Origin of the sequence: Paucilactobacillus nenjiangensis (genome assembly GCF_005405445.1) — a bacterium.
Lineage (GTDB): Bacteria > Bacillota > Bacilli > Lactobacillales > Lactobacillaceae > Paucilactobacillus > Paucilactobacillus nenjiangensis.
On the sequence record NZ_BJEB01000107.1, the window covers coordinates 1 to 1517 of the forward strand.

A 1517-nucleotide genomic window follows, 5' to 3' on the forward strand; every position below is an offset into this window, starting at 1 on the left:
AACCGACCAAAAATTCTATTAATTATAGAATTCTTGGTCGATTTTTCTATAGCTGGTTAGTTTTTTCCCAGCCACTCCTTTTTGATTTCAGTGAATTGAATATAAATTGGTTTACCAAAAAAATCCAAGGTCGAAATCGACCTTGGATTTTTGCACAGTTTGTAAAAGAAAAGAGCAGCGAATGAACGCTACTCCTTGGATAATTATGATAAAGACATATCTACGACTTCACGACCAACAATCTTGCCGGCTTTCATTTCGTCGATGATATCATTAACTTCACTTAATTTACGAGTATGAACGATTGGTTTAACTTTACCTTCAGCACCAAATTGGAATGTTTCAGCTAAGTCTTGACGAGTACCAACAAGTGAACCAGCCACTTGGATACCATCTAAAACAGTTTTACCAATGTTTAATTCCATGTTACCAGTAGGAAGGGCAACGGCAACTAAACGGCCATCTGGACGAAGTGAATCAACAGCATCTGTAAATGCTTGAGCATTAACAGCGGTAACTTGAGCTGTATGAACACCACCAGTTAATTCTTGAATCTTTTGAGCAATGTTTCCATCGTGACGGTTAAGTATGATATCAGCGCCACATTCTTTAGCAGCAGCTAATTTATCTTCATTACCATCAACTACGACAACATGAGCACCAAAGACATGTTTTGCATATTGAACGGCAAGGTTACCAAGACCACCGGCACCAACAACTGATACCCATTGACCTGGCTTTACGCCACCGGTCTTCAATGCTTTGTACATTGTAACTCCGGCACAAGTTAATGAAGTAGCTTCAACTGGGTCAAGGCCTTCAGGAACTTTAACAGCATAGTTAGCATCAACGATAACTTGTTGTGCCATGGCACCATCAACAGTGAAACCAGCATTACGGACGTTACGACAGAATGTTTCACGACCAGTTAAACAATATTCACAGTGTCCACAACCGCCAAAGAACCAAGCGATTGAAACACGATCGCCAACTTTAAGTGCAGTAACACCTTCACCTAATTTGCTAACAATCCCAACACCTTCATGTCCAATGACACGGCCAGGGAAGGCACCATAATCGCCACTAGTAACATGCAAATCAGTGTGACAAAGACCACAATATTCAACATCAACAAGTGCTTCACCAAATTCTAGTGGGCGAAGTTCCTTGTCAATAATATCAACATAACCATCTACTGCATCACGTACAACTGCTGCTTTCATAAACAATACCTCTTTCAATATAAAATATAGGGTTAAAGAAACTAATCAACTTACTCTAAAATGATAGCACTTACAGCGATAAGCAGCAAGTGAAATTATGAACAAAAAATGTTTAAATTTGTGTTAAAACTCTTAATTACTAGTTAGTTTGACTTACAAACTTTTTCACATGATGGATAAATGAAATCTACATTAAAATTTATCGTAAGAACATTTACCTGAATTATTCATAGTTCATAAAAATCCCGTCAGTTTTCGTATTTTTTCGAAAACTGACGGGTATGTCTTTATCTT

General features: G+C 37.9%; 2 protein-coding genes. One reads left to right on the top strand and one right to left on the bottom strand.

The window, feature by feature from the left end; translation table 11 throughout:
* On the top strand, window positions 1–185 hold a 185-nt coding region (locus FFM59_RS10245), incomplete at its 5' end, for a hypothetical protein (RefSeq protein WP_225420350.1).
* Between the two features lie 18 nt (window positions 186–203).
* On the opposite strand, the gene adhP is transcribed toward FFM59_RS10245, so the two are convergent.
* The gene (gene adhP, locus FFM59_RS09935) at window positions 204–1223 is read right to left on the bottom strand and encodes an alcohol dehydrogenase AdhP (protein ID WP_137602859.1); all 1020 of its coding nucleotides are present in this window, start codon (window positions 1221–1223) and stop codon (window positions 204–206) included.
* Between the last annotated feature and the right edge of the window lie 294 nt (window positions 1224–1517).

Coding starts and splice junctions, on each gene's coding strand:
- adhP (WP_137602859.1), bottom strand. CDS start 1,223: ATGAAAGCAGCAGTTGTACGTGATGCAGTAGATGGTTATGTTGATATT.